The organism is Nocardia jiangsuensis (assembly GCF_042650385.1).
Lineage (GTDB): Bacteria > Actinomycetota > Actinomycetes > Mycobacteriales > Mycobacteriaceae > Nocardia > Nocardia jiangsuensis.
In genome coordinates this window covers 178,832-204,146 of sequence record NZ_JBHSAX010000003.1, presented here as the reverse complement: position 1 = coordinate 204,146, position 25,315 = coordinate 178,832, and the positions used below count along the sequence as shown (strand labels likewise).

The 25,315-nt window shown below is 73.0% G+C and carries 28 protein-coding genes and 1 pseudogene; 17 read left to right on the top strand and 12 right to left on the bottom strand.

Annotated elements, in window-relative coordinates; genetic code table 11:
• A complete protein-coding gene (locus ACFO0B_RS02810; RefSeq protein WP_378610682.1) occupies positions 1 to 918 on the top strand; it encodes an NAD(P)H-dependent flavin oxidoreductase in 918 nt (305 codons plus the stop codon).
• A gap of 106 nt (positions 919 to 1,024) precedes the next feature.
• Here ACFO0B_RS02810 and ACFO0B_RS02805 read toward each other — a convergent pair whose 3' ends face one another.
• Positions 1,025 to 1,777, bottom strand: a complete 753-nt coding sequence (locus ACFO0B_RS02805; RefSeq protein WP_378610862.1) for an alanine racemase — start codon at positions 1,775 to 1,777, stop codon at positions 1,025 to 1,027.
• A 355-nt stretch (positions 1,778 to 2,132) separates the two neighbouring features.
• Positions 2,133 to 2,444, bottom strand: coding sequence for a hypothetical protein (locus ACFO0B_RS02800; protein WP_378610681.1), 312 nt, complete (start codon positions 2,442 to 2,444; stop codon positions 2,133 to 2,135).
• 212 nt (positions 2,445 to 2,656) lie between these two features.
• Between ACFO0B_RS02800 and ACFO0B_RS02795 the strand changes: the two genes are divergently transcribed.
• Positions 2,657 to 3,535, top strand: a complete 879-nt coding sequence (locus ACFO0B_RS02795) for an NmrA family NAD(P)-binding protein (RefSeq protein WP_378610680.1) — start codon at positions 2,657 to 2,659, stop codon at positions 3,533 to 3,535.
• Between the two features lie 210 nt (positions 3,536 to 3,745).
• Here the strand turns inward: ACFO0B_RS02795 and ACFO0B_RS02790 are convergent.
• Positions 3,746 to 4,084, bottom strand: a pseudogene (locus ACFO0B_RS02790) (O-methyltransferase); the annotation flags it as partial.
• 200 nt (positions 4,085 to 4,284) lie between these two features.
• Here ACFO0B_RS02790 and ACFO0B_RS02785 point away from each other — a divergent pair.
• From ACFO0B_RS02785 to ACFO0B_RS02775, 3 genes are all read left to right on the top strand, one after another.
• Positions 4,285 to 4,842: a hypothetical protein gene (locus tag ACFO0B_RS02785; protein WP_378610679.1), complete on the top strand. Its 558-nt coding sequence runs from the start codon at positions 4,285 to 4,287 to the stop codon at positions 4,840 to 4,842.
• Positions 4,761 to 5,027, top strand: a complete 267-nt coding sequence (locus ACFO0B_RS02780) for a helix-turn-helix domain-containing protein (RefSeq protein ID WP_378610678.1) — start codon at positions 4,761 to 4,763, stop codon at positions 5,025 to 5,027. Before ACFO0B_RS02785 ends, ACFO0B_RS02780 begins: the two co-directional genes overlap by 82 nt.
• A 227-nt stretch (positions 5,028 to 5,254) precedes the next feature.
• Positions 5,255 to 5,761, top strand: a complete 507-nt coding sequence (locus ACFO0B_RS02775) for a class I SAM-dependent methyltransferase (protein WP_378610677.1) — start codon at positions 5,255 to 5,257, stop codon at positions 5,759 to 5,761.
• 310 nt (positions 5,762 to 6,071) lie between these two features.
• On the opposite strand, the gene ACFO0B_RS02770 is transcribed toward ACFO0B_RS02775, so the two are convergent.
• Together ACFO0B_RS02770 and ACFO0B_RS02765 are read right to left on the bottom strand one after the other, a co-directional pair.
• On the bottom strand, positions 6,072 to 6,257 hold the full coding sequence (locus ACFO0B_RS02770; protein WP_378610676.1) for a hypothetical protein: 186 nt from the start codon (positions 6,255 to 6,257) through the stop codon (positions 6,072 to 6,074).
• Positions 6,254 to 7,258 (bottom strand): SDR family oxidoreductase, encoded by a 1,005-nt coding sequence (locus tag ACFO0B_RS02765; RefSeq protein WP_378610675.1) that lies wholly within the window; start codon positions 7,256 to 7,258, stop codon positions 6,254 to 6,256. Before ACFO0B_RS02765 ends, ACFO0B_RS02770 begins: the two co-directional genes overlap by 4 nt.
• Before the next feature lie 93 nt (positions 7,259 to 7,351).
• Here ACFO0B_RS02765 and ACFO0B_RS02760 point away from each other — a divergent pair, with 93 nt between their 5' ends.
• From ACFO0B_RS02760 to ACFO0B_RS02750, 3 genes are read left to right on the top strand one after another with little or no spacing between them, the layout of a single operon-like run.
• Positions 7,352 to 7,969, top strand: coding sequence for a TetR/AcrR family transcriptional regulator (locus ACFO0B_RS02760; RefSeq protein WP_378610674.1), 618 nt, complete (start codon positions 7,352 to 7,354; stop codon positions 7,967 to 7,969).
• Positions 7,970 to 7,983: 14 nt separating this feature from the next.
• Positions 7,984 to 9,135 (top strand): alkaline phosphatase family protein, encoded by a 1,152-nt coding sequence (locus tag ACFO0B_RS02755; protein WP_378610673.1) that lies wholly within the window; start codon positions 7,984 to 7,986, stop codon positions 9,133 to 9,135.
• 9 nt (positions 9,136 to 9,144) lie between these two features.
• Positions 9,145 to 9,462, top strand: a complete 318-nt coding sequence (locus ACFO0B_RS02750) for a hypothetical protein (RefSeq protein ID WP_378610672.1) — start codon at positions 9,145 to 9,147, stop codon at positions 9,460 to 9,462.
• On the opposite strand, the gene ACFO0B_RS02745 is transcribed toward ACFO0B_RS02750, so the two are convergent.
• Complete coding sequence (locus ACFO0B_RS02745; protein WP_378610671.1) at positions 9,459 to 11,012, bottom strand: succinic semialdehyde dehydrogenase; 1,554 nt, start codon at positions 11,010 to 11,012, stop codon at positions 9,459 to 9,461. The two genes, ACFO0B_RS02750 and ACFO0B_RS02745, sit on opposite strands and share 4 nt — an antisense overlap.
• Positions 11,013 to 11,182: 170 nt before the next feature.
• Between ACFO0B_RS02745 and ACFO0B_RS02740 the strand changes: the two genes are divergently transcribed.
• Genes ACFO0B_RS02740 through ACFO0B_RS02725 form a run of 4 tightly spaced genes read left to right on the top strand, consistent with a single transcriptional unit; the run spans position 11,183 to position 15,037 of the window.
• The gene (locus tag ACFO0B_RS02740) at positions 11,183 to 13,654 is read left to right on the top strand and encodes a nitrate- and nitrite sensing domain-containing protein (protein WP_378610670.1); all 2,472 of its coding nucleotides are present in this window, start codon (positions 11,183 to 11,185) and stop codon (positions 13,652 to 13,654) included.
• A 1-nt stretch (position 13,655) separates the two neighbouring features.
• On the top strand, positions 13,656 to 14,063 hold the full coding sequence (locus ACFO0B_RS02735; protein ID WP_067651593.1) for a roadblock/LC7 domain-containing protein: 408 nt from the start codon (positions 13,656 to 13,658) through the stop codon (positions 14,061 to 14,063).
• A gap of 7 nt (positions 14,064 to 14,070) precedes the next feature.
• Complete coding sequence (locus ACFO0B_RS02730; RefSeq protein ID WP_378610669.1) at positions 14,071 to 14,445, top strand: DUF742 domain-containing protein; 375 nt, start codon at positions 14,071 to 14,073, stop codon at positions 14,443 to 14,445.
• A complete protein-coding gene (locus ACFO0B_RS02725) occupies positions 14,426 to 15,037 on the top strand; it encodes a GTP-binding protein (protein WP_378610668.1) in 612 nt (203 codons plus the stop codon). Before ACFO0B_RS02730 ends, ACFO0B_RS02725 begins: the two co-directional genes overlap by 20 nt.
• Here the strand turns inward: ACFO0B_RS02725 and ACFO0B_RS02720 are convergent.
• From ACFO0B_RS02720 to ACFO0B_RS02705, 4 genes are all read right to left on the bottom strand, one after another.
• Entirely contained in the window at positions 15,034 to 15,423 is a 390-nt protein-coding gene (locus ACFO0B_RS02720) for an NUDIX hydrolase (RefSeq protein ID WP_378610667.1), read from the bottom strand. The genes ACFO0B_RS02725 and ACFO0B_RS02720 overlap by 4 nt on opposite strands.
• Before the next feature lie 9 nt (positions 15,424 to 15,432).
• Positions 15,433 to 16,497, bottom strand: coding sequence for an aminotransferase class V-fold PLP-dependent enzyme (locus tag ACFO0B_RS02715; RefSeq protein WP_378610666.1), 1,065 nt, complete (start codon positions 16,495 to 16,497; stop codon positions 15,433 to 15,435).
• A 72-nt stretch (positions 16,498 to 16,569) separates the two neighbouring features.
• Positions 16,570 to 17,685 (bottom strand): winged helix DNA-binding domain-containing protein, encoded by a 1,116-nt coding sequence (locus tag ACFO0B_RS02710; RefSeq protein WP_378610665.1) that lies wholly within the window; start codon positions 17,683 to 17,685, stop codon positions 16,570 to 16,572.
• Positions 17,682 to 18,062 (bottom strand): BlaI/MecI/CopY family transcriptional regulator, encoded by a 381-nt coding sequence (locus tag ACFO0B_RS02705; RefSeq protein ID WP_378610664.1) that lies wholly within the window; start codon positions 18,060 to 18,062, stop codon positions 17,682 to 17,684. Before ACFO0B_RS02705 ends, ACFO0B_RS02710 begins: the two co-directional genes overlap by 4 nt.
• Before the next feature lie 106 nt (positions 18,063 to 18,168).
• Here ACFO0B_RS02705 and dinB point away from each other — a divergent pair, with 106 nt between their 5' ends.
• Together dinB and ACFO0B_RS02695 are read left to right on the top strand one after the other, a co-directional pair.
• Positions 18,169 to 19,416 (top strand): DNA polymerase IV, encoded by a 1,248-nt coding sequence (gene dinB, locus ACFO0B_RS02700; protein ID WP_378610663.1) that lies wholly within the window; start codon positions 18,169 to 18,171, stop codon positions 19,414 to 19,416.
• A 171-nt stretch (positions 19,417 to 19,587) separates the two neighbouring features.
• Entirely contained in the window at positions 19,588 to 20,553 is a 966-nt protein-coding gene (locus tag ACFO0B_RS02695; protein ID WP_378610662.1) for a helix-turn-helix domain-containing protein, read from the top strand.
• Here ACFO0B_RS02695 and ACFO0B_RS02690 read toward each other — a convergent pair.
• On the bottom strand, positions 20,550 to 21,716 hold the full coding sequence (locus ACFO0B_RS02690) for a thiolase family protein (protein WP_378610661.1): 1,167 nt from the start codon (positions 21,714 to 21,716) through the stop codon (positions 20,550 to 20,552). The two genes, ACFO0B_RS02695 and ACFO0B_RS02690, sit on opposite strands and share 4 nt — an antisense overlap.
• 102 nt (positions 21,717 to 21,818) lie before the next feature.
• A complete protein-coding gene (locus ACFO0B_RS02685) occupies positions 21,819 to 23,075 on the bottom strand; it encodes an FHA domain-containing protein (protein WP_378610660.1) in 1,257 nt (418 codons plus the stop codon).
• 216 nt (positions 23,076 to 23,291) lie between these two features.
• On the opposite strand from ACFO0B_RS02685, the gene ACFO0B_RS02680 reads away from it, so the two are divergent.
• The 3 genes from ACFO0B_RS02680 (at position 23,292) to ACFO0B_RS02670 (ending at position 25,092) form a co-directional block, all read left to right on the top strand.
• Positions 23,292 to 23,627, top strand: coding sequence for a hypothetical protein (locus ACFO0B_RS02680; protein ID WP_378610659.1), 336 nt, complete (start codon positions 23,292 to 23,294; stop codon positions 23,625 to 23,627).
• A 500-nt stretch (positions 23,628 to 24,127) separates the two neighbouring features.
• A complete protein-coding gene (locus tag ACFO0B_RS02675; protein WP_378610658.1) occupies positions 24,128 to 24,508 on the top strand; it encodes an NADH-quinone oxidoreductase subunit A in 381 nt (126 codons plus the stop codon).
• Between the two features lie 29 nt (positions 24,509 to 24,537).
• A complete protein-coding gene (locus tag ACFO0B_RS02670; protein ID WP_378610657.1) occupies positions 24,538 to 25,092 on the top strand; it encodes a NuoB/complex I 20 kDa subunit family protein in 555 nt (184 codons plus the stop codon).
• Positions 25,093 to 25,315 lie beyond the last annotated feature (223 nt).

Genomic DNA, 25,315 nt, shown 5'->3' with positions numbered 1-25,315 from the left:
ATGCGGACGACGGCGTGGGCGCGCGAACTCGGGTTACGCGTTCCAGTGGTCAATGCCCCCATGGGCGGGGTGGCGGGTGGCCGGCTGGCCGCGGCGGTGCACGCGGCCGGTGGTCTCGGGATGATCGGCATGGGCAGCGCCGGTTCGGCGGCGGCGCTGCGCACCGAGCTGGCGGCTGCGGGCGAGGGTGTCGGCATCGGCGTCGTCGACTGGGTACTCCGCGCCGAACCGGAGTTGCTCGAGCAGGCGCTCGCCGCGCGGCCGCGGCTGCTCTCGGTGAGCTTCGGCACCGACCTGTCCTGGGTGGCGGCGGCCCGCGCGCACGGCATCCGCACCGCCACCCAGGTGTACTCCGCCGACGAGGCGAAGCGTGCGCACGATGCCGGAGTCGACGTCCTGGTGGCGCGGGGTGCGGCGGGCGGCGGCCACGGGACGGCCGCCCCCGAGCTGCGGCCGCTGCTGGACGAGGTGCTCGCCGCCGTCCCGATCCCGGTTCTGGCGGCAGGCGGGATCGCCACCGCGGCCGACCTCGCGGCGGTCCTGACTGCCGGGGCGTCCGGGGCGTGGATCGGCACCCGCTTCGCGGCCTGCGCCGAATCGCTGCTTCCCGAACCCGGCCGGCGCGCCCTGATCGCCGCCACCGCCGACGACACCGTCCTGACCAGCACCTATGACATCGCGGCCGGTCTCCCCTGGCCTGCCCGATTCCCGTCCCGCGTGCTGCGCGACCCCGCCACCGACCGCTGGGCCGGGCACGAGGACGACCTCCGCACCGACCATGCCGCCCGCGTCGAACTCCGCTCGCGCGCCGCCGATCCGGCGACCGCGCCGGTGGACGCGGGCCGCGGCGTGGGGGCGATCACCCGGGTGGAGACCGCCGCCGAGATCCTCGGATCGCTCAGCGCGACGGCGGGATGAGAGGCGCGCACCCTGCCGTTCACGCCACCCGCGCGAGGCACGATCCGGGCGGCGCCGGAGGGCCTGAGCCTTTGCCCACGTCACTGCACCGGTCGGCAAGCCGGGGTTATCGGCTGGCGCGGGCGGCGTCGATTGCGATGATGGCCGTCACGGAGACGACGTGGTAGCTGTCGTATCGGTCGACGGTGGGATCGCAGTGCGGTGTCACGAGTTCGACCCGCTCGCCGAGGCGAACCTCGATTCCCGGCGGGCGGCTCACCGCGCCGTGCTCGTCTCCGAAGAACGCGTAGGCAGAGCCGGCGAAGCGGCCGGGAGCAGGACGTGGTGCCGGACCCTCGGTGGCGAAGGCCTTCAACCCGGCGTCGACGGTGACGATCGAGGCGGCGTTCACGCTCACCACTTGACTCGACACCCGGAGACTGGTGCCGAACGCGCCGTCGGCGTCGTCGGCCAGCGCGTCGGCGTACTGAGCGTCCTTGAACACGTAGGAGCCGGGCTGCAGTTCGGTGAGCACGTCCCTCTCGAGATCGGCTGCGACGGTGCCGGTTCCGCCGCCGGTGACGAGTTCGACGCGATGGCCGGCCTCGCGCAGCGCGGTGACGACGGCGGTGAGCCGGAGCATCCCGGCGCGCACCGCGTCCCGGCGGGTCGGATAGCCCGCGATGTGCTGCCAGTGTCCGCCGTAGCCCTGCACACCGGCCAGGGTGAGCGAGGGATAGCCCGCGATGTGCTCCGCCAGTGCGACCGCCTGACCGGTAGAGGCGACGCCGGCGCGCATGAGGCCCACATCGACGTCGATCAGGACCGAGACCTGGAGATGGCGGCGGTCGGCTTTCCGCGGCGAGGGCGGTGGCCGGATCGGGATGATCCATCACGCACACCAGGTCCGGATCGGCTCCCGCCACCTCGCACGATCGAGCCGGTGCGGTGGTGTCGACCAGCGGAGGGGTGAGCAGTACGCCCCGCACCCTCCCCCGGTTTCGCGCAGCACACGCCTACCGCGCCGTGCGCGATCTGCTTGCGGGCGATCCAGGCACTCTTGTGGGTCTCGGCGTGCGGGCGCAGGGCGACTCGGCCGCGCACACGCTCGGCCATCGCGGCGATATTGGCGTCGAGCACGGCCTCGTCCAGCATCAGGGCGGGTGTCGGCACGCGGTATCGCGATCCGGGCCTGCCGATCATGGCCTGTGCCAGAGTGTCTGCGCGGTTGATCGTCACCGGATGGCGGCCAGCTGCTGGAGGCTGCCGAGGGAGGCGATCTCGGGCAGGCGGCGGATGGCCCCGTTCTGGGCCCACCGCCCCTCGGGCACCTCGTGGATGACACAGGAGGTGATCACCAGGCGCCCGTCGTCGCGGGTTCTCGCCGTGATCGCGGCCCCGTGCAGGTCCTCGGCGAAGCGCGCCTTGCGGGCGCCGTCGAGCACACCGGCGCTGACGTACCAGTCGATGAAGGCGCCGGCGACCGCCGCATCGGTTCGGTTGCCTGCCGAGTAGGAGCTTCCCGGTGCGGGCTCCTCGAACAGCACCAGAGCGCGTATCCGCTCGACGGATCATCGGGGATCGATTCGGCTCGGCATGCGGCGTCGGTGCGCGTGGCCGCGAACCTCGCCTTCTCGTTGTCGTCGAATGCGTCGGGTGTCAGCACCGCTCGATCACAGTGCGGCCGGTTGCCGGAAGACCGCGTGACGGTTTACGCTCCAGCTGACTTCAGTCAACTATAGCCAAATGAGGGGTTTCCATGACCGTTCTGATTCCCGCCGTGACCGGGCAGGTCGCCTCCGGTCTCGCCCGCGGCCTGCGCGCGGCCGGGGTGCCGATCCGGGCGCTGGCCCGTGACCGTGCCCGCGCCGAGCAGGCGCTGGACGGGCTCACCGGCATCGACCTGCGGGTCGGCCCGCTGGACGATCCGGCGCTGCTGGCAACCGCTTTCGACGGCGTCGAGGTGGCCTTCCTGTCGGTGGGCACCGACCCGCGCCAGACCGAGCTGGAGCAGGCGGTGATCGATGCGGCGGTGCGGGCCGGGCTCGGGCACCTGATCAAGCTTTCGACCATCGACACCGCCCCCGACGCGCCCAATCCGGTCGGCCGCTGGCACGCCGAGATCGAAGCGCACCTCACCGACAGCGGGGTGCCGCACACGATCCTGCGCCCGGCCTACTTCACCACCAACCTGCTGCGCACCGCCGCCCCCTCGGTCGCGGCGACCGGCCGCTGGGCGGGCACCTCCCCCACCGGCCGCATCGCCATGATCGCCCCCGCCGACATCTCCGCCGTCGCCACCGCCCTCGTCCTCGACCCCGGGCTGCGCGGCCCCGCCTACGAGCTGACCGGACCGCGTGCGCTCACCCTCCCCGAGATCGCGACGACGCTCACCGGCCTGCTCGGCCGCGAGATCGCCTACACACCGACAACGCCCGCGGTCATGCGCGAAGCGATGACGGCGCGCGGGGTGCCGGGCTACTACGCCGAGGTCGCGCTCGGTATCGATCGCAGCGTCGAGGCCGGGCTGCACGCCCGCATCACCGGCACCGTCGGCGAGCTGCTCGGCCGCCCGGCCACCGACCCGGCCACGGTGCTGGCCGAGCACCTCGGCGCGTTCACCGGGGTCGCTGCGTGAGCACCTGGACGTGCAGCAGCACGGCGCGATCGCACGACGTCGCGCGTCGGGTCCGCTGCGCATGAGCACCTGGTGGTCGCGCCTGGTGCCGAGCGTTTCGGTCGAGAAGGTCGCGCGTAGATAGCCCGGGGTGGGATCGCGGAACTCGCGGGCACCGGCGAAGTCGACGTTGTCGCCGACGATAAGGGTCCCCGGGCGCAGCGCGGGTTCCAGTTGCCGCAGCGGCGCGAGGTAGAGCGATTTCTCTCCGTCGAGGAACAGCAGGTCGACGGAGTCGGCGGGAAGGTCGCGCAGGGTCTCGCGGGCGTCGCCGACGCGGAACTCTACGTGCGAGTCCAACTGCGCGGCACGAAGGTTCGCCCGTGCCCGCGCCACCTTGCCCGACTCCAGCTCGGTGGTGATGACGCGGCCCGCGCCGTTGTCGCGCAGCGCGGCGGCGATGAACAGGGTGGAGACGCCGAACGAGGTCCCGAACTCCACGACCAGTGACGGCCGCCGGCAGGCGACGAGCAGGTAGAGCAGGCGGCCGAAGTCCGGCGTGACCGGCATGTACGGCTCCCGCATCGCCGCGTAGAAGCCGGGGCTGCCTTCGGCGAGACGGTGGCGGGCTCGCACTTCGGGATCGACGCGCAGCGTGTCCGCGTAGAGGGTGTCCAGCAGTTTCTGGATCCGGTTGATGGTCATGGTTCGAGGCTGCCCGCCGCGTCGCGGTACGCCTTGTACGGTCGCGCCACCGTCAGGCTCGCGAGGTGGCCGAGAGCTATCACCTGCTGAGCACGTGCGCGGCGCCGCCGACCGGTGGTGCCCGGGTTGCCTTCGCGCGCAGTGTGCGCACGGCCGTGGACGGGTTCGTCGAGCACGAAGCGTATGTCGCTGCCGCGCAGCGCTCTTCGGTCTGTGCGACCGGTCTGGCGACCTGGGCGCCGCTGGATGTGAATCCGGTCGTCGAACTGCTGCGATGCGCGCCGGAGCGGGCGGCCGTGGTGTCGCGATTCAACGCGTTCAACGACGCGGCGCCGCTCGGCGTCGTCTCGCGCCTGGACGGCTCACGGCTCGAGCGCAGCTCCGGTGACGAGCGGAGCGCGGCGATCATGGCGCTCGCCTTCGGCTGGCTGACCCGCAATCGCGCGCCCGACGAACCGCGGCGGCTGCTCACGCTGCAGGACAACCTCGGCGGGAGCGCCGACGCGGTCCGGGACGTGCTCACCCGGCTCTACGACACCCCGTGGGCGAGTGTGGACGACGTCGTCGAGGCGCTGGGTGCCGCCGTCGTTCGCTGCAGCGCGCGCTCACGGCCGAGCAGGTGACCTTTCGCGCGCTGCGCCGGGCAGTCCGGATCACGACGGCCGGGTACCGCCTTCGCAACACCGGCGACTCCATGACGCGAATTGCCCACGACGCCGGGTTCTTCGACTCCGCGCACTTCTGTCGCGCGTGGCCCACGGCGTGCGGAGTGCCTCCCTCGCTCTACCGCAGCTGGGCCGCGGCTTGATCGTGCTCGTGTCCGGCGAGATCGTGCAGCCCCCGCGGAATACAGCCGCACGACCCGGCCGGGTCGCGACCCTGGGTTACGGGTGCGAGCGAATCAGAGGATCGGCGGCGATCCCGGGCGCACCGGGCGCGGGTCGCGGGCTGTCGCGTTCCTGACCTCGGTGACGTGGAAGTAGGCGACCACCCGCCACGGCCCCTCGGTGACCACGACGACGCTCCGCGGCCGGTTTGGCCGGAGCGCGGGGACGGGAGATCGCGGCTGCTACCGCGCAGGCCATCGCCGACGACTGGTTCCTCATCACCCGCACCAAGCTCATCGACGATCAGGTCACCGCGAGCCTCGCTGCGGAATGCGATGTGGTGATCAACCTCGGCGCCGGGCTCGACGCCCGCCCCTACCGAATGGCGCTCCCGACCGATCTGCAGTGGATCGAGCTCGACCTACCCCCGCTGATCGCCGAGAAGACCGCTCTGCTCGCACACGCCGAACCCCGATGCCGACTGCGACGAGTCGGCCTGGATGTCACCGACACCGCAGCGCTGACCACCTTCCTCGAGGCGACGCTCGGCAACAGCCACCGCGCCCCGGTGATCACCGAAGGTCTGGTCATGTACCTCACCCCACCGGAAGTCGTCGACCTGGCCGAGACCCTGCGCCATCCCGGCGTGGCGGGCTGGTGCCTGGACTTCAGCACCGCGGTCGTGGCCGCGCTGATGGCCGACCGGCACCAGTAACTCCTGCGCCACGCGCCCTGGACCTTCCTGCCTGCCGACGGTCTCGCATTCTTCGAAAACCACGGATGGGACACCAGGTACGTGGAGTCGATCCTGACCGCAGCAGCCCGGCTCGACCGGTTGCCCCCCCCGGATGCACGCCGGAGCCTCCGGGCCGCAACCGGACCCCCGAAATCCCGGCGATCGGCCCTACAGCGCCGTCACCCTCCTCACCGCGACGTGGTCGAGCCGACGAGAGCCGTGCGATCCGGGTCCGCAGCACACCGGTCGTGAGCGGGAGCTCGCACGCCACCGGTGGGCCCGTGGGGCATCAGCAGGTGAACGCCGGCGCCGCGGCGGGCAATGCCACCGCGGAGGCTGCCGGCGCGTAAACCCGTCCCGGGTTGCGGACCGAACCGCTCTGCTGCGCAGATACTTTCGCGACCTGCGATGGCTCGTCACCGATCCGCGACCGGCGCAGCACTCCGACCGCGGTCAGCACGATAGTGGTGATCACGCGGGCACCACCCCGGCGCGGATCAGGCTCTCGGCGGTGTCGACGATGGACTCGCGCACCGGCCGCATGCTCCAACCCAGCTCGCTACGGGCCCTGTCCGCACTGACCCGCTCGCGGATACCGAGATTCGGAACCGTGAGCCGCACACCGCGGTCGAAGAGCGCGACGGTGCGCACCACCAGGTCCGGGATGGTCCGGTTCGGGATGCGGTAGCCGCGCGAGCCGAACTCCTCGTCGAGCACCCGCGCGATCTCGGCGAAGGAGAGCGAGTCGCCTGCGCAGATGTAGCGGTTGCCCGCAGCGGCGGGGGTCTCCAGGGCGAGCCGGTGCGCGACGGCGAGGTCGCGGACGTCGACCGGAACCCAGGTGACCTTCGGCATGCCGGGCATCTCGCGGGTCAGCAGCCTGCGAACCGGTTCGTGCGAGGTGCTGGTGGCGGCGCCGAGCAGCGGGCCGAGGATCATGCCCGGGTTGAGTACGACCAGCTCGGGGCCGTCCGGGTGCGCGGCGGCGAAATCCCAGGCGGCGCGCTCGGCGAGCACCTTGCTCTTCGGGTAGGCGGTCGCCTTCTCGACCACGGTCCAGTCGGCCTCGGTGCGCACCCCGTCGTCGCCGTGGCCGTAGACGATGGCGGCGGTGGACGAGGTCTGCACCACCCGGCGCACCCCGGCGGCCGCGGCGTGGCGCAGCACCCGCAGCGTGCCGTCGACGGCGGGGCGGATGAGGTCGTCCTCGTGCTTCGGCGGCGCGGAGGGGAACGGCGAGGCGACGTGCAGTACGCCCTCGACTCCGGTCATCGCCTCGGCCCAGCCGGTGTCGGCGAGCAGGTCGGCCTCGGCGAACTCGAGATCGCCGCCGAGCGCGGTCAGGTGTGCACGCTTACCGGTGGCGGCCGCGTCGCGCACGGTGGCGCGGACCGCGTACCCGGTGCGCAGGAGTTCGGCGATGCAGTGTCCGGCGACGAATCCGGTCGCGCCGGTGACGAGGATGCGGGGGGTCATCGGGGTCTCCTCCGGTACGCTGGCGGCGTCGATCTGAGCGCCGCTCAATTAATCTAAGCATCGCTCAGACGGGCTGTCCACTACGCTGATCGGGTGCGGCGGACCACCTATCACCACGGAGCGCTCCGCGATGCCCTGATGGCGGCCTGCCTGCGGCTACTGGAGTCGGAGGGGCTGGCCGCGGTGAGCCTGCGCCGGGTCGCGCGCGAGGCCGGGGTGAGCACAGGCGCGCCCTACCACCACTTCCCCGACCGCTCGGCGCTGCTCTCCGCGCTCTCGGTGCAGGGTTTCCAGCTGCTGGCGGACGAGCTCTCCGCCGCGCGCGCCGCCGCGCCCGATCCGCTGGCCGCGCTCACCGCGCTGGCGAGCGCCTACGTCCGCTTCTCCCGCGAGCACCCGGCACACTTCCGGCTCATGTTCCGCCCCGAGCTCTCCCAGCCGGAGAAGCACCCGGACGCCACGGTGGCCGGTGACGCCGCCTTCGCCGTGCTCACCGGCACCATCGCGGAGTGTGTCGCGGCCGGAGCGTTGCCCGAGCGCGGCGCGGAGACCTTGGCGGTCACCTTCTGGGCGCTGGCGCACGGCCTCGCCGCGCTCTGGCTGGACGGGCAGCTCGCCAAGCGCAGCGATCAGCTCGGTACCAGCGCCGACGAGCTGGTCGCCGAGATCCTGCGCAGCTTCACCGCGCTGGCCTCCCCGGCCGCGGGCTGACTACAGTCGGCGCCGTGCTGCTGACCCCCCGCTACGGCGCAGGCGCCCTGGCCGACCTGCTGCCCTCGGTCCTCGCCGCGCTCGGCGTGCCCGGCGAGACCGACGCGCTGACACTCGGCCTCGATCCCGCCATCGACCGGATCTGCGTGCTGCTGGTCGACGGCCTCGGCAGCCACCAGCTCGCCGAGCACGCCGCCGACGCCCCGGCCCTGACCGCGCTGCCCCGCCGCACCCTCACCGCGGGCTTCCCCAGCACCACCGCGACCAGCCTGGCCTCCTTCGGCACCGGGCTACCGCCCGGCGAACACGGCCTGGTCGGTTACCTCATCCGGGTGCCCGGCTTCGACCGCGCGGTGAGCACGCTGCGCTGGACCCTGCACGGCGAGGGCGCGAGGACCGACCTGCTGAAGGCGCTCCCGCCGGAGGAATTCCAGCCGCACGCAACGGCTTTCGAGCGGGCGGCGGCGCACGGGGTCACCGTGACCCAGGTGGCGCCCGGCTACCAGAACGGCTCCGGGTTGAGCCGGGCGGTGCTGCGCGGCTGCGAATTCCGGCTGGAGGTGTCGGTCGGCGACCTGGTGGACGGGGTGCTCACGGCGCTGGAGGCGGGGCCGCGCGCGCTGGTCTACGCCTACCACGCCGACCTGGACACCACCGGGCACCTGCGCGGGCCGGGCTCGCGGGCCTGGCGCGGGGAGCTCGCGCACACCGACCGGATCGTGGCCGAGATCGCCGAGCGGCTGCCGCCGCGCTCGGCGCTGCTGGTCACCGCCGACCACGGCATGATCGCGCACACCGGCAGCGTGGACGCCGACACCGAGCCCGCGCTGCGCGACGGGGTCGCGCTGCTGGCCGGTGAGCCCCGGGTCAGGTACGTCTACACCGCGGACGGCGCCACCGCCGACGTCGCCGCGGCCTGGAGCGCGACCCTCGGCGCGGATTTCACCGTGCTGACCAGGGACGAGGTGATCGAGCGCGGCTGGTTCGGGCCGGTGGTGGCCGACGCGGTGCGGCCCCGGATCGGCGACCTGGTCGTGGTCGCGACGGGCACCAGGGGCGTGGTGCGCACCGGCGCGGAGCCGATCCAGTCGGCCATGCTCGGCCACCACGGCTCGCTCACCGCGGCGGAGCTGGAGATTCCGCTCGCGGCGGCCACGGCGCTCTAGGCTCACCGCATGCAGACCATCCCGGCCGCCCGCGGCGCGCTCGCGGCCGCCGCGCTCGCGCTCACCCTGACCGGTTGCACCGATGTGGAGCGCTTCCTGAACAAGGGTGGCGACACCCCGTGCAGCGAGTACATCCGCCAGGATCAGGACACCAAGCGCACGACGATCACCAAGTTCGTGCAGGAGCAGCAGAAGACCGACGCCCAGCCCTCCGGCACCGCGGTCGACGCCACCATGATCTCGGTCGACCTGCTCTGCGGGGCCCAGCGCAACGTCGAGACCCCGATCCGGAACGCCGACGTCGCCGGGATCTTCCTGCAGCGCTAGCGACCGGGCAGGAACCGCAGCCCGCGCGTGATGCTCATCAGCACCCGCTGCCAGACCGCGGTGGGCACCAGCGGTGGAGTGTCCAGGTTCAGGAACCGGGTCACCACGACGGTCTGCGGCTCGGTGTACTTGAGCAGCCCGTCGGCGCCGTGCCTGCGGCCGACCCCGGAAGTGCCCATGCCGCCCATCGGCGCGCCGGTGGTACCCCAGGCCGGCGCGTACCCCTCGTCCACGCACACCGTTCCGGCCCGCAGCCGGGCGGCGATCCGCTCGCCGTCGGCCTTGGTGCGCGCCCAGACACTGGCATTGAGCCCGTACTCGGTGTCGTTGGCCAGCCGGACCGCTTCGTCCACGCTCTCCACCGGGTAGATCGAGACCAGCGGGCCGAAGGTCTCGCTCCGGCCGCACTCCATCTCGTCGGTGACGTCGGCGAGCACGGTCGGCTCGAAGAACAGTGGCCCGATATCCGGGCGGGCCTTGCCGCCGGCCAGGACGGTGGCGCCCTTGGAGGTGGCGTCGGCGACGTGCTTGGTCACCGTCTCCAGCTGCGCGGCCGAGATGAGCGAGCCGATGTCGGCGGTGTAGCCGTAGCCGGCGCCGAGCCGGGCGGTGCCGACCGCGCGCAGGAACTTCTCGGTGAACTCGTCGGCGATCGAGCGCTCCACGTAGAGCCGCTCGATCGAGATGCAGAGCTGCCCGGCATTGGAGAAGCAGGCGCGCACCGCGGCCTTCGCGGCGCGGTCCAGGTTCGCGCCGCGCGCGACGATCATGGGGTTCTTGCCGCCGAGCTCGGCGGAGAAGCCGATCAACCGGCGCCCGGCCCGCTCGGCCAGGGTGCGGCCGGTGGCCGACGACCCGGTGAACATGAGGTAGTCGCAGGAGTCGGCGATGGCGGTGCCGACCTCGGTGCCCGGCCCCGGCACCACCTGCAGCAGCCCGCGCGGCAGCCCGGCCCGGTAGAGCAGGTCGGCGGCGGCCAGCGCGGAGAACGGGGTCTGGCTGTCCGGCTTGACCACCACGGCATTGCCCGCGAGCAGCGCGGGGATCGCGTCGCCGACCGAGAGCAGCATCGGGTAGTTCCAGGGCGCGATCACGCCGACGACGCCCTTGGGCTGGGTCCGCACGCTGGCCCGGTTCAGCAGCGGGAAGGCGCCCGGCACCGACTGCGGGCGCAGCAGCGCGGGCGCGTTGCGGGTGAACCAGCGGGCCGCGAAGAGCATGCCCATGATCTCCTCCTGGGCCGCCCAGCGCGCCTTCCCGGTCTCGGCCTGGACGATGTCCATGAGCTCGTCGCGGTGCCGGACCAGCAGCCCGCGGAACCGGTCGAGCACGGCGGCGCGCTCGGCGGCGTCCCTGGCCGCCCAGCGGGGCTGCGCGGCGCGCGCGGTGCCGAAGGCCGCCTCGACGTCGGCGGCGGTGCCGACCGGGACGGTGCCGAGCGGCTCGCCGGTGAAGGTCTCCGGGATGACGCGGGTGCCGCGGGCGTCGACATCGTCGATCGCGGCGAGTGCGCTGAGGCGGGTGAACACGGCGGGCGCGGGAGCGGGCATCGTCGGCCTCCTACTAGTCGGTAACCCCGGACAACCAGAATCTACGCCCCGCCGGGCCCGCTGCCCATTCGCCGAAAGCAGGTCGACCAGTTCGTCACCGATTGTCAACTCCAGTCCCGTTCAGCGGGACAGAATCGGACTACGAGTAGGTAACTGGCTAGTTTTAGCCGATGTTCACTGCGAGACTCGGTGTCCGCACCAGAGTGTTGGCAATCGCGCTCGTCCCGAGTCTGTCACTGCTGGCGGTCGGTGTCGGGACGACGTCGTACCTGGTGTCGGAGTCCAACCGGACCCACGAGTGGGCGGTTCAGACGCAGGCCGCCCTGGCGGGCACCCGCGACCTCGTCGAAGGCGCGCAGGCCGAGCGGCTGGCCTCGATGGCCCGGCTCACCGGCAATGCCGAGGCCGCGACCGGCCTGGCGGCCGCCCGCGCGCAACTCGACGGCGCGGCGCGCTCGTTGGAATCGGCGAAGACCTCGCTCGGCGCGGTCGAGGACGACCTCGGCGACGTCGGCGGCATCGACGCGATGATGAAGTACCTCTCCCAGCTGCGCACCGCCATCGACGCGGGCCAGCTGCCCGCCGCGGACGCCTACAACTTCTTCAACCAGGTGATCGACGGCATCGTCCTGGGGTCGCAGATCTCCCAGCAGCTCGCGCCGGACGCCGAGATCGGCGTGGAGCTGGCCGAGGCCATGCAGATCCTGAAGTCGGCCGAGGCCATGTCGCGGGCCACCGCGCTCGCCGTGGCGCTGGAGTCCGGGCAGGAGGCGCCCGCGGTTCCGGTCGAGGAGTTCGCCCGCCAGGTCGGCTACTACCGCATCGAGATCGGCAACCTGAGCCGGGATGTCGATCCCGAGCAGAAGGAGGTGGCGGCCGCGCTCACCAACAGCGTCTCCTGGCAGAAGCTGGACGTGGTGGAGAACGTCATCGGCTGGCGCGCGGTCACCCGCGCCGCCGCCGCTGCCGAGGCCGGCGCCTCCGGCACCACGAGCTCCTCGGCGCGGGCCTCCGCGCTGCCGCCGCTGCCGATGCCGAACGCCGAGTGGCAGGCCGCCGCCGCGGACGTGAACCGGCAGCTGGTCGACATGTGGATCGCGCAGAGCGCGCGCACCAACGGCATCGCCGAGAACAAGGCCGACGAGGACTCGGAGAACGCGCTGCTCGCCGGGATCGGCGTCGGCACGATCAGCCTGCTCGCCATCGGCGTCTCGGTGCTGCTGGCCAACCGGATCATCCGCCGCCTCAAGCGGCTCCGCTCCGAGACGCTCACCCTGGCCGACGTGACGCTGCCGGAGATGATGCGCAAGCTGGAGAACAACGAGCCGGTGGATCCGGCCGCGGAGATGCCCGAGCTCGACTTCGGCACCGACGAGATCGGCGAGGTCGCCAAGGCCTTCGAGCACGCCGCCAGCGCGGCGGTCAACGCCGCCGTGGCCGAGGCCCGTACCCGCGAGGGCGTGAAGTCGGTGTTCCTCAACATCGCGCACCGCAGCCAGGTCGTGGTGCACCGGCAGCTGGAGATCCTGGACGAGGCCGAGCGCAAGCAGGAGGATCCGGCGCTGCTGGACACCCTGTTCCGCCTCGACCACCTGGCCACCCGCGAGCGCCGCAACGCCGAGAACCTGATCATCCTCGGCGGCGGCCAGGTCGGGCGGCAGTGGCGCAACCCGGTCGCCATGATCGACCTGGTGCGCTCCGCGGTCGGTGAGACGCTGGACTACTCCCGGGTCCGGGTCGCGCGGATGCCCCAGGTGCATGTCCTCGGCGGCGTCGTCGCCGACCTCGTGCACCTGCTCGCCGAGCTGGTCGACAACGCCACCACCTTCTCCCCGCCGCAGTCGCGGGTCGAGGTCACCGGCAACGTCGTCGGGCGCGGCGTCGTCGTCGAGATCGAGGACCAGGGCATGGGCATGCCCACCGGTGAGATCGTGCGCACCAACCAGATGATGGCCGACCCGCCGGACTTCGGCGTCGCCTCGCTGTCGGGCGACTCCCGGCTCGGGCTCTTCGTGGTCGCCCGGCTGGCGGTGCGGCACGACATCGCGGTCAAGCTGGCCGAGTCCGACTACGGCGGGATCAGGGCCATCGTGCTGATTCCCTCCGCGCTGCTCGCGGGCGCGGTGCCGGACGGCCAGGCCACCTCCGCCCCCGCCGTCGGCCACGCGGCCCCCGTGCCCGCGCTGGAACCGCCGGTGCGGCACGTGGAGTCGGCGGCGAACGCCCCGCTCCCGGCCGCCACGCTGGTCGCCGATCCGCCGATGGAGACGCAGTCCTTCCGCCCGCCGGTCGAGTCGCAGCCCTACCGGCCCCCGGAGCAGCCCTCCTACACCGGCGAGCGGCCGCAGCCGTACAACCCGAACACCCCCTCGCCGTCCCGGCCTGCGGTCTCGCAGCCCCCCGCTGCCCAGCCGCTGCTGCAGGACGGCAGGCCGGCGCTGCCGCGCCGCAACCGGCAGGCAAATCTGAACCCGCAGCTCGAACGCGACCCGGAGCCGACGACGCAGACCCGTGCGCCGGAACGCCCTCGGCTCACCGCGGACCAGGCCCGAGATCTGATCTCGGCCATCGAGAACGGAACCCGACAGGGCCGCAAGCCGCTCAGCGGTGACGCGTCCGGCAACGACAGACAGGAAGGCTGAGGTGAACTCTCCCAACCCCGGCGATCTCAACTGGCTTCTCGACGACCTCGTCGACCGACTCGCCGGTGTCAGGCACGTGGTGGTGCTCTCCACCGACGGTCTCCTGCTCGGCCGCTCGAACGCGCTGACCCAGGAGGACGCCGAGCACTTCGCCGCCATGTCGTCCACGCTCTACGGCCTCGCGCGCAGCGCGGGGGCCCGCTTCGAGGGTGGCGGAGTCCGCCAGGCCATGATCGAGCTCGACCGGGCCGTTCTGTTCGTGACCTCGGCGGGGAGCAACGCGTGTCTCGCGCTCCAGGCGAACGATTCCGCGAATCTCGGTATGGTCGCCTACGAGATGAACCTCACCGTCCAGCGGGTCGGCAACTACCTGTCGACCACACCGCGCCATAGATTGGCCGAGCTCTAGGACCACGATGACACGACAGGGCGAGCACTGGTTCGACGACGCGGCCGGCCCGCTGGTCCGGCCCTACGCACTCACTCGGGGCCGCACCATGGGGGCGGCCCACGACCTGGACATGCTGACGGTCGTGGTGGTCACCCACCCGGCCCCGATCCTGCGCCGGGTCGAGCCCGAATACGCGGAAATCGTTCGCCTGTGCGCGGTTCCGCAATCCGTGGCCGAGGTCTCTGCAACACTGAAGCTACCCCTGGCTGTGACGAAGATCCTCGTCGGTGATCTGATCAGCGAGAACCACCTGATATTCCGGGCGCCGGTGCAAGCCGACACCGGGCCCGGCGACATCAACATTTTGCGAGCGGTGCTGGATGGAATCCGAAGAATTTGACCCGAATCGGCAGGGCGCCGGTGTCCCGAACCTGGCGGCCTCCGTCAAGATCCTGATCGCGGGAGGGTTCGGCGTCGGTAAGACGACGATGGTCTCCGCGATCAGCGAGATCGCGCCGCTGCGCACCGAGGAGCTGATCACCGAGGTCAGCACCGGGGTGGACGATCTGTCCGGCGTGGAGCAGAAGTCGACCACCACGGTGGCGCTCGACTTCGGCCGTATCTCGATCGACCGGGATCTGGTGCTCTACCTGTTCGGTACGCCGGGGCAGGACCGGTTCTGGTTCCTCTGGGACGAACTGGCCCGCGGCGCGCTCGGCGCCGTCGTGCTGGCCGACACCCGTCGGCTCGGCAACTCGTTCGCCGCCATCGACTACTTCGAGCGGCGCGGGCTGCCGTTCATCGTCGGCGTGAACTGCTTCGACGGTGCGCCCAGCTACAGCGAGGACGAGGTGCGCGACGCGCTCGACCTCGACCCGGGCACCCCGGTGCTGCTGTGCGACGCGCGGAGCAGGCAGTCGTCGAAGACGGTGCTGCTGACGCTCGTCGAGCACCTGATCGCGCGGGCGAACCGGGCGCCGGTCCCGAGCTAGCGGAGTTCGCCCCCGGCGGCCAGCTCGTCGAAGAGGAGCTGGTCGACCGGCGGCACCCGCGGCCGGTCGGCGTAGCCGAACCAGGCCACCTCGGCGATCTCCGCGCTCGCGGTGATGGTGCCGCGGTACGCGGCGGTGTAGCAGGCCATCCGCACCAGCGCGGCGCCGTCGGCGGCCTGGTAGGTGCCGATGTGCCGCAGGCTCTCCGGCAGCAGCGCGACGGTGAGCTCCTCGTCGATCTCGCGCAGCAGCGTCTGCTCGTCGCTCTCCCCCGGCTCGCGCTTGCCGCCCGGCACGTAGAAGACGTCCTTGCCGCGCGGCCGCGCGCACAGCACCCTGCCCTCGCGCACCAGAATCCAGGCCACGGTGTCGATCAGCTGCGTCACCGGTGCAGCCTAGCGGCCCGCCTCGCGGAGTACGGCGAGCGCCCGCGCGACGTCGGCGCCGGTGTTGTAGAGGTGGAACGACACCCGCAGCCCGCCGCCGCGCGCGGAGACCACGACGCCGCCCGCGGCGAGCGCGTCGGCGTGCGCGCCGCCGCCGGGGACGGTGACGATGGGCGAATCACCGGGCACCGCGTCGAGTCCGAGCTCGGCGAGCCCGGACCGGAAGGCCGCGGCCAGCGTCCGGTCGTGCGCGCCGATCGCCGCGACCCCGAGTTCGTGCACCAGCCCGAGCCCGGCGACGGAGGCGGTGACGCCGAGCCAGTCGGGGGTGTCGTCGAGGCGGTGCGCGGTCGCGGCGAGCGGGCCGGAGCCGTACATGTCGCCCCAGCGGTCGGCGCCTGCGTACCAGCCCGCGCCGAGCGGTACCGCGCCGTCCAGCGCCTCCGGCTGCACGCCGAGCAGGCTCACCGAGCGGGCGCCGAGCAGCCACTTGAAGGTGGCGCAGACCCAGAAGTCGGCGTCGGCGAAGCGCAGCGGCAGCCAGCCGGCGGCCTGGGTGGCGTCGACCAGCAGGCGGGCGCCGTTCGCGTGCGCGGCGGCGCGGAGTTCGGCGGGGTCGACGGTGCGGCCGTCGGCGGACTGGGTGAGGCTCACCGCGATCAGCGCGGTCTCCGCGCGCACCTCGACGGCCAGCTTCTCCAGCGGAACCGCGCGCACCGCCAGGTCGCCGCGGAAGCGGAACGGGTTCGGCACCGAGGCGAAATCGCCGGCGGCGACCAGCACTTCGGCACCGGCGGGCAGTGCGGCGGCCACCCGGCCGATCAGCCCGGCGACGTTGCCGCCGATCGCGATGTCGTCGGCGGTGGCGCCGGTGAGCAGCCGGGCGAAGCTCGCGCGCAGCTCGGGGACGAGATGGTCGTAGTTGCCAGGGGTGCTGCGCCCGGAACTCCAACCGGCCTGCACCGTCTCCAGTACGGCCCGGCCGCGGGCGGGCAGCAGCCCGTGCGAGGCGGTGTTCAGGTAGGTGACCTCCGGGGCGTACTCACCGGGAGCCAGCGGATCGGCGGGCGTCATGATGCCCAGTGTCGGGGCGGGGCCGGGTGCGGGTCCATAACCACCGCTGCGGCGCTGGACCGATTTCGGGCCTCAGCCGATGCGCGCCCGCAGCGTCGCGCCGGTGGCGGTCGCGAGCCGCGCGGCGGCGGCCGCGAGCTGCTTCGCCGTCGGCGCCTTCTCGAACGGGGTGACGACGATGTCGTCGCCGTCGCGCTCCCAGGTCCCGGTGACCCGCCCGTCCCGCACCAGCACCGGCGAGATCCACCCGCCGGGGCGGCTGACCGCGGCCCGGTGCGCGGCGGGCACCAGCGCGGTGTCGGTGGTGCCGGGGCCGAGCACGTACTGGTCGAAGCCGCCGAGCAGGAGCACCTCGCGGACCGGCCGCGCGGCGGCGAGCTCGTCCAGGTCCTCGGTGCGGGCGAAGCAGCCGCGCCCGTCCACCTCGACGGGGGTGAGCGCGGTGCCGAGCTCGGCGAACCAGCGCCGGAGCACGGTCTTGCGCAGCGAGTTCCGGCTGAGCCAGGCGTCGAAGGCCTCGGGCGTGGCCGGGCCGTAGGCGCCGAGGTAGGCGGGGATGAGGGTGGCCGCTGCCGCGTCCGGCTCGGGCAGCCCCGGCCAGCCGGTGACCGCCCGCGCCGGGCTGGTGAAGGTGACCCGGCTCCCCTGCGCCGGCCCGTGGCACAGGATCCCCTGCCAGGCCAGGGGTTTGAGCACCGCACCCCAGCCGGAGCGCAGCTGCTCGTCCAGGTGCGCGAGCCCGGGCCTGGCGGCCACCGCGGCGACCAGCTCCGCCCGGGAGAGCGCGGCATCGGCCAGGATCTCGGTGAGGGCGGCGCCGAGCGCGGTGATCTGCTCCGGCGTCGCGCCGAAGGTGCGCGTCCACACCGGCTTCTCCCAGGTGCGCGCCGAGGCGACGAGCGCGAGCGCGGCGGCCGCCTGCTCGGCGGTGAGCACGTGCAGCGTCCCGCGCATGGCCCAGGTGCGCAGCACCTTCCGCGCGCCCAGCGCCGATGCCACCGCGTCGGCGGCGGGCTCCGCGGAGCGCAGCGCGACCGCGAGCTCCGCGGCCGAGGCGACCTGGGCCTGCACCCCGGCCAGCCGCCGCACGACCTCGACCGCGGACGCTGCGGGCTCGACCAGGAACTGCCTGCGCAACCGCCACGCGAACACCTGCTCGGCGCTCAGCCGCAGCACCGTCCCGCTCACGACACTCCCGGCGTCCGGCGCGCGGCGAGCCCGCGCAGCGCGGCCCGCAGCCCGGCGCTCTGCTCGGCGCCGATCAGCTCGACGAAGTGGCTGAAGACCAGGTCGGCGCGGCCGCCGGAGCCGAGCGCGTCGGCCATCACCCTGGCGCTGTGCTCCTCGCGGGTGAGCGCGGGCCAGTAGCGGTAGGCCTTGCCCGCGCGCTCCCTGGCCAGCCAGCCCTTGCGGTGCAGGTTGTCCATGGTCGACATGACGGTGGTGTAGGCGATGTCGCGCTCGCCGGCGAGCTCCTCGTGGAGCTCCCTGACCGTGGTCGACTCGGTATCCCGATCCCAGAGCCGATCCATGACGACCGCCTCCAGCTCGCCGAGACCCCGCACCGCTGTTCTCCTCCCGCCGGGCCGCTCCAGTGCCGGATCAGAGTACCGGGCAGTGCCGCCGGATCCGCCCGCATACCGGACACCAGACCACCCAGTATGCGAACATATGTTCGTGTCCGGCGACGGCGGTACTCCCCCGGCGACGCCACGGCCGCGGATCGGTACCCGGGCCGAGGCGTCGATCCTGCACGCCGACCTGGACTCCTTCTACGCCTCGGTGGAGCAGCGCGACGATCCCGCGCTGCGCGGCAGGCCGGTGATCGTGGGCGGCGGGGTGGTGCTGGCCGCGAGCTACGAGGCCAAGGCGCGCGGCATCCGGACCCCGATGGGCGGCGCGCAGGCGCGCGGGCTCTGCCCGGAGGCGATCACCGTCCCGCCCCGGATGGCGGCGTACGCCGAGGCGAGCAGGCGGGTGTTCGAGATCTTCCACGACACCACGCCGGTGGTCGAGGGCATCTCGATCGACGAGGCGTTTCTCGACGTGGGCGGGTTGCGCCGGATCGCGGGCGAGCCGGTCGGCATCGCGGAGCGGCTGCGGGCCAGGGTGGCGGGCGAGGTGGGGCTGCCGATCTCGGTGGGGATCGCGCGGACCAAGTTCCTGGCCAAGGTGGCCAGCGCGGTGGCCAAGCCGGACGGGCTGCGCGAGGTGCCGCCCGGGGGCGAGCTGGAGTTCCTGCACCCGCTGCCGGTCGAGCGGCTCTGGGGCGTCGGCGCGGTGACCGCCCGCACCCTGCACGAGCACCGGATCACCCGGGTCGGCGACCTGGCCGAGCTCGGCGAGCGCGGGCTGCGCGGCATTCTCGGCCCGGCCGCCGCGCGGCACCTGTTCGCCCTGTCCATGGCGCGCGATCCGCGCCGGGTCGAGACCGGTCGCAGGCGCCGCTCGATCGGGGCGCAGCGCGCGCTCGGCTCGCGCCCGCGCCCGCCGGAGGAGGTCGAGGCCTACCTGCACGGCCTCACCGACCGGTTGGGCCGCAGGCTGCGCGGGGCGAACCGGGTGTGCCGGACGGTCGTGCTCCGGCTGCGCTTCACCGACTTCTCCCGGGCCACCCGCTCGCACACGCTGCCCGAGGCCACCGACGACGGCGCGGTGCTGCTGCACGCGGCCCGGCTGCTGCTGCGCGCCGCCGCCCCGCTGATCGCCGACCGCGGCATCACCCTGATCGGGGTCGCGCTCACCAACCTCGGCGACGCCGAGACGGTGCAACTCGCGCTGCCCTTCGAACCCCGCGCCGGCCACACCCTGGACGCCACCCTGGACGACCTGCGCCGCCGCTTCGGCAGCGCCGCCGTCACCAGGGCGGCGCTGCTGCACCGCGGCGAGGGTGTCTCGGTGCCGATCCTGCCGGACTGAGGAGGGGGCCGAAGTAGCCCCCTCCTCCACTCCGGCCGCCCGCCCTGTCGACCGTAGGGGCCGTCGCTGGGGTGCCGCGACCCTTTTCCTGCCGGATGGCGGTCGTTTACCGCACGCGAGACCGACCGGTAGATTCTTCGCCGAGGGCACGGTGCGGGAAGGGGCGGCGGGGTGGCGGAGTACTGCGCGGAGGAGTTCGCCGCCGATGTCGAGGATCCGACCGGCTCCTGGGTCACCTATGTGGAGGCCAGGCAGGGATCGATCGGGCTGAGCTTTCCCGCCGACGAGTTCCGGTCGGAGGCATCGGCACGCGATGTCGGCAGGTTGCAGACGGTCCGGTTCAGCACCGGAGCGATCGGGTACCGGCGCTCGGCGCGGCACATCCGCCGGGGCGACGGCGAGAACAGCCATCGCCTGCTCATCCCGCTGCGCGGGCGGTTCCGGATCGAGCAGGGCGACGCGCGCGAGTTCATGCAGCCGGGGAGGGTGGCGTTCTTCCACTGGGGCAGCCCGCTCGCCATCACGCACGACGAGGAGATCAGCGCGCTGATCCTCACCGTGCCCGAGGGCATGGTGGACGCCACCCGCGCCGCGAAGGCGCCGCTGGCACTGGACGACCGGCGCCCGCTGGTGCGGGGGCTCGTCGCCCAGGCGCGGTGGCTCGACGAGGCCGACGGCTGGACCGCCGCGGACTTCAGCATCGCCTACACCACCGTGTTGGCCCAGCTGGACGGCGCGCTCAACCCGCACCCCGCGATCACCACCGGCCGCCTCGCGGAGCAGGTCGAGCAGGCCATGGCCCTGATCGTGGAGCACGCCGACGACCGCGAGCTCACCCCGGCCGCCATCGCGAGCCGGGTCGGCATGGCCGAGCGGACCCTGTACCGCGCCTTCGAACAGGCCGGATACCCGGCACCGGGGGTGGTGCTGCGGAGTGCGCGGCTCGCCCGGGCCCACCGGCGGCTGTGCGAAGCGCTGCCCGTCGACCTCACCGAGCTCGCGCGCGAGACCGGCTTCCCCAGCCTGCGCCGGTTCCGCGAGGCGTATCGGGAGCAGTACGGCCGCTCCCCCGCTGAGTTCCGGGCGGAACTGCTCGGCGAACGTGTGCCGCGGTCCGGCCGGGCTCGGCGCGCCTAGAGCCTTTCGATGACGGTGGCGTTGGCCAGCCCGCCCGCCTCGCACATGGTCTGCAGGCCGTAGCGGCCGCCGGTCTGCTCCAGGTGGTTCACCAGGGTGGCCAGGATGCGGGTGCCGGAGGCGCCGAGCGGATGGCCGAGGGCGATGGCGCCGCCGCGCGGGTTCAGCCTGGCCGGGTCGGCGGCGAGGTCGTGCTGCCACACCAGCGGGACCGGGGCGAATGCCTCGTTCACCTCGTAGGCGTCGATGTCGTCGATGCCGAGCCCGGCGCGGCCGAGCACCTTGCGGGTGGCCGGGATGACGGCGGTCAGCATGAGCAGCGGGTCGTCGCCGGTCACGGCGAAGGAGTGGAAGCGGGCGCGCGGGCGCAGCCCGAGCGCGTTCGCCTTCTCCTCGCTCATGATCAGCGCGGCCGAGGCGCCGTCGGTGAGCGGCGAGGAGTTGCCGGGGGTGATCGACCACTCGATCTCGGGGAAGCGTGCCTTGTGCTCGTCGTTCACGAAGGCGGGGCGGAGCCCGGCCAGCTTCTCGGCGGTCGTGCCGGGGCGGACGGTCTCGTCGGCGGTGAGCGTGCCCGCGGCGACGAGTTCGTTGTCGAAGCCACCGGCCGCGGCGGTCTCGGCGGCGAGGCGGTGCGAGCGGGCGGCGAAGGCGTCGAGGGTGTCGCGGTCCAGTTTCCAGCGCGCGGCCAGGATCTCGGCGGCGGTGCCCTGCTGGATCAGCCCCTCCGGGTAGCGGTGCGCGAGCGGGGCGCCGTTGGCGTCCCCGCCCTGGGCGTTGGAGAACATGGGCGCGCGGCTCATGGACTCGACGCCGCAGGCGATGGCGATGTCGTAGGCGCCGGCGATGACGCCCTGCGCGGCGAAGTGCGCGGCCTGCTGGCTGGAGCCGCACTGCCGGTCGACCGTGGTGGCGGGCACCGACTCGGGCAGCCCGGCGGCGAGCGCGGCGGTGCGGGTGATGTTGAACGCCTGCTCGCCCGACTGGGTGACGCAACCGCCGATCACATCGTCGATCAGCGCCGGGTCGATGCCGGTCCGCTCGATCAGCGTGGCGAGCACGCCGGCCAGCAGCGTGGCCGGATGCACGTCGGCCAGCCCGCCTCCGGCTTTCCCCTTCCCGGATGGGGTGCGGACAATGTCGACGATGACAGCGGACGTCATGGCGGCTCCTCGCTCCGAGGCACTGCGTTCCGATCAGAATACGCGAATGCCGATTAACTTACCGGCACTGTACGCGCCACGGCCGCCGGTGCGGAAGGGTGCTCAGGACTGATGCGGGGAGTCGAAGGTGCAGACCCGGCCGCCGAGCAGCAGCTGGGTGCCCGGGGCGAGCGTCATGGGGTGGCCGGGGACGGCGCGGGTCCACTCGTGGTGGCCGGCGGCGCGCAGGTGGGTGCCGTTGGTGGAGCCGCCGTCGACCACGGTGACATCCCAGGCGATGAGCCGGATCTCGGCGTGCGCCCGCGACATGCCGCCGGAGGGGTCGGCGATCCGGATGGGTCTGGCGCCGCGCGCGGCGACGGCCTCGTGGTGTTCGGGTTCACGGCCGAGGACCAGGTCGCCGTCGAGGACCAGGGTCTGGCCGTCGTCGAGGAGCAGGATGCCGAGCGGGGGGCGCAGGCCCTCGGTGAGGCTGCGGCCGGGGTGGTCCATGGAGAGTCCGCAGACCGCGCAGTAGGAGACCCGCGGGTCGTTGAGGTGCCTGCGCGGGCACGGGAAGCCCTGGACGACAACGCCGCCGATGCGGTCGGCGGTGGGTGCGGGCGGGGCGGGGTCGCGCACCGCGTCGGCGGCGCTCGGGACGACGGTGTCCTCGAGGTCGGCGGGGATCAGGGGGCGCGGGGTGGTGGTGCGGCGAGGGTCGCGGGGCGGGCCGGGGCGCTCGGTCGGGGCGTTCGCGGCTTCCGGCCGGAGGTGCTTGTCCAGCACGACGCCGGTGCGGGGCCTGGCCTCGGTCGGCCGGAGCAGGGCGGGGCCGTGCCCGTCGCCGTCGGTCCAGAGCACCGCGGCGGCGCCGGGGACGGTGCCGCCGCCGAGCCCGAACACCCCGCGCACCGGCAGGTTCTCGACCTCTCGCTCGGGCTCGTCGACGTAGAGCCCGATGCCGACCGCGGGGGCCGGGGTGACCAGCCGGTCGACGGTGAACCCGGCGTCGCGGCCGCGCAGGATCTCGGTGCGGCGCTCGGCGTCGAGCACCGCGCGCACCCCGCCGTGCAGGAACACCGCGACCCCGGCGCCGACCGGGGTGAGCACGCCGAACTCGACGCCCTCCCCGTCGGGGAGCCCCATGAGCCAGGTGGTGGCGAGCCGAGCGAAGGCGCGGCCCGGGTTCTCCCGGTCGTCGGCGGTGGCGGTGGCGATCAGATCGAGTACCGCGCCGGTGTGCCGCCACGCCCGCGAGATCGCGGTCACCGGGGTCTCCGCGCGGTGCGCGACCACCGCGACGACACCGTCCGCGACAGCCACGATGTGCCGCCCCGGCACGACCTCCACCTGCGCGGTTCTCGCGAGGCCCCGCATGCGCGCCCCCTCGCCGACGACGGTCCGGCCGGGGCCGGAGCTGTTCTGAGCAAATGCTAGAGCACGGGCGGGGTTCGCACCCGGCGCGCCGGGCGATCCGGGCGAACCTGCCACGCGTGCGGCGCGGCCGGACGTACCATTCCCGGCGTGGACGCTATCGCTCGCCCGCTTCGGGTCCTGGTCTACAGCAACGATGCCGACACCAGGGAACAGGTGATGACGGCCGTCGGCCGCCGGCCCTCGGGTGAGCTACCCGAGTTCTCGTATCTCGAGGTGGCGACCGGGGCCGTCGTGCTGGAGCGGGTCGATGCCGGGGAAGTGGATCTGGCGATTCTGGACGGGGAGTCGGCGCCGATCGGGGGGCTCGGGCTGGCGAAGCAGCTCAAGGACGAGATCTCCGATTGTCCGCCGGTGCTCGTGCTGACCGGGCGGGCCGACGATGCGTGGTTGGCCACCTGGTCGCGCGCCGAAGCGGCGGTGCCGCATCCGATCGATGCGTTCCGGTTGGTCGATGCCATCGTCGCGGTTCTCCGGGGACGTCACGCCGCGTAGCCCGGCTTTCGGAGCCGGCGGTCCTGCGCGCACGCGCTGATATCGCCCGCTTCGCGCTCGACCGATTCTTGCTCGGGCCGAGGCTGCCGCGGATCTGCGCCCTGTCGTGCTTGCGCGACAGCGAACGTCCAGCCACCCATTCATGTGTGATCGACATGATCGACCCGGACGGGTCGCCCGGCGACCGACCTCTCGACTCCGTCGATGACGATCAAGCCCCAACCTTGCGGAGCGCGCGACATTACCCCCGCCCCGCTCATGAATCACAGTCTCGAATTCGATCAAACCGCACCCCGGGAACCGAACCGGACACCGCCCCCCGGTTGTACTCTGTGCCCTAGCTCACAGAGACGTGGTGCCCCGCATAGCGGGCGAGCCCGGCCCCCGGACCCGACCTCGTCGGGCGCCCGCGCGCCGGAAACGGCCCGCGGTCCCGCCCGCCCGAGCCGCCGGGCGGTTCCCGCCGCCGACCCCAGCTCTCGAGGAGGGGAAGTGCCGTCGTGAACACCGAATTGCCCGCCCTGATTCTCGGCGGCCTCGCCGCCGGCTTCGCGATCTTCTCGATCGGGCTCGCCGCCGTGATCGGCCCGAAACGCTTCAACCGGGCCAAGCTCGAGCCGTACGAGTGCGGGATCGAGCCGACCCCGCACGCGGTCGGCGGCGGTCCGGGAACGGCTGCGGGCCAGCGCTTCCCGGTGAAGTACTACCTGACCGCCATGCTCTTCATCATTTTCGACATCGAGATCGTCTTCCTCTACCCGTGGGCGGTGCACTTCGACGCGCTCGGGGTGTTCGGGCTGGCGGCGATGGCGCTGTTCGTGCTGAACGTCTCGGTGGCCTACGCCTACGAATGGCGCCGCGGCGGGCTCAGCTGGGACTGAGCGGCGCACCCGACAACCGAGGACACACCATGGGTCTGGAAGAGAAACTGCCGAGCGGGTTCCTGCTGAGCACCGTCGAGGATCTGGCCGGGTACATGCGCAAGGGGTCGCTCTGGCCCGCCACCTTCGGGCTGGCCTGCTGCGCGATCGAGATGATGGCGACCGGCGGCGGCAAGTTCGACATCGCCCGGTTCGGGATGGAGGCGTTCCGGGCGTCGCCGCGGCAGGCGGATCTGATGATCGTTGCGGGGCGGGTGAGCCAGAAGATGGCGCCGGTGCTGCGCCAGGTCTACGACCAGATGACCGAGCCGAAATGGGTGCTGGCGATGGGGGTCTGCGCCTCCTCGGGCGGCATGTTCAACAACTACGCCATCGTGCAGGGCGTGGACCACGTGGTCCCGGTGGACATCTACCTGCCCGGCTGCCCGCCGCGCCCGGAGATGCTGCTGAACGCGATCCTGGCGCTGCACGCCAAGATCCAGCAGACCCCGCTCGGGGTGAACCGCGCGGAAGCGGTCGAGGCGGCCGAGGCGGCGGCGCTGGCCTCGACGCCGACCATCCGGATGGAGGGGTTGCTCCGATGAACGCGCCACGCTCGGAATCGGATGCGGGCGGGCGGGACGACGCGAAGCCCGCGAGCGACCGGGTCTCCCCCGGCGCCGGACCGGACGGCCCCGATGCCGCGAAGACCGCGGGCGCTCCGGCCGGTTCCGCCACCCCGGCCGGCACGCCGCCCGGTTCCGCCGAACCCGCGGCCACCGCATCCGGTGCGACCGGCCGCGGCTCCGCCACCCTGTCGGCGGGTGC

Coding starts and splice junctions, on each gene's coding strand:
- ACFO0B_RS02810 (WP_378610682.1), top strand. CDS start 1: ATGCGGACGACGGCGTGGGCGCGCGAACTCGGGTTACGCGTTCCAGTG.
- ACFO0B_RS02795 (WP_378610680.1), top strand. CDS start 2,657: ATGACCGTTCTGATTCCCGCCGTGACCGGGCAGGTCGCCTCCGGTCTC.
- ACFO0B_RS02765 (WP_378610675.1), bottom strand. CDS start 7,258: ATGACCCCCCGCATCCTCGTCACCGGCGCGACCGGATTCGTCGCCGGA.
- ACFO0B_RS02750 (WP_378610672.1), top strand. CDS start 9,145: ATGCAGACCATCCCGGCCGCCCGCGGCGCGCTCGCGGCCGCCGCGCTC.
- ACFO0B_RS02745 (WP_378610671.1), bottom strand. CDS start 11,012: ATGCCCGCTCCCGCGCCCGCCGTGTTCACCCGCCTCAGCGCACTCGCC.
- ACFO0B_RS02740 (WP_378610670.1), top strand. CDS start 11,183: ATGTTCACTGCGAGACTCGGTGTCCGCACCAGAGTGTTGGCAATCGCG.
- ACFO0B_RS02730 (WP_378610669.1), top strand. CDS start 14,071: ATGACACGACAGGGCGAGCACTGGTTCGACGACGCGGCCGGCCCGCTG.
- ACFO0B_RS02725 (WP_378610668.1), top strand. CDS start 14,426: ATGGAATCCGAAGAATTTGACCCGAATCGGCAGGGCGCCGGTGTCCCG.
- ACFO0B_RS02715 (WP_378610666.1), bottom strand. CDS start 16,497: ATGACGCCCGCCGATCCGCTGGCTCCCGGTGAGTACGCCCCGGAGGTC.
- dinB (WP_378610663.1), top strand. CDS start 18,169: ATGTTCGTGTCCGGCGACGGCGGTACTCCCCCGGCGACGCCACGGCCG.
- ACFO0B_RS02690 (WP_378610661.1), bottom strand. CDS start 21,716: ATGACGTCCGCTGTCATCGTCGACATTGTCCGCACCCCATCCGGGAAG.
- ACFO0B_RS02685 (WP_378610660.1), bottom strand. CDS start 23,075: ATGCGGGGCCTCGCGAGAACCGCGCAGGTGGAGGTCGTGCCGGGGCGG.
- ACFO0B_RS02680 (WP_378610659.1), top strand. CDS start 23,292: ATGACGGCCGTCGGCCGCCGGCCCTCGGGTGAGCTACCCGAGTTCTCG.
- ACFO0B_RS02670 (WP_378610657.1), top strand. CDS start 24,538: ATGGGTCTGGAAGAGAAACTGCCGAGCGGGTTCCTGCTGAGCACCGTC.